At 43.2% G+C, this 222-nt stretch carries 1 protein-coding gene; it reads left to right on the top strand.

Annotated features, from left to right (window positions below; genetic code table 11):
- On the top strand, positions 1-222 hold a 222-nt coding region (locus GYB81_RS24050), incomplete at both ends, for an SDR family oxidoreductase (protein WP_161898024.1).

Here is a 222-nt window from a genome sequence, read left to right as displayed (position 1 = left end):
AGGATGGATTGTGTCATCCGGTATGGATAATTATAGTGGTGATTTTGCCAAAGTGATTATTCCAAGTCTTGCTAGCAATGTACCGCTAAAACGCATGGGAACTGAATCAGAAGTTTCTTCGGCGATTTGTTATTTACTGTCAGATGCTGCGGCTTTTGTGTCAGGTGTAACTTTGCGTATTGATGGTGCAGCATCACAAGGGACACGCATGTATCCCTGTCT

The sequence above is a fragment of the Pseudomonas yangonensis genome (assembly GCF_009932725.1).
GTDB classification, from domain to species: Bacteria; Pseudomonadota; Gammaproteobacteria; order Pseudomonadales; family Pseudomonadaceae; genus Aquipseudomonas; species Aquipseudomonas yangonensis.
The sequence above is the reverse complement of the archived record's forward strand: the minus strand, read 5'-3'. Positions and strand labels throughout refer to the sequence as shown.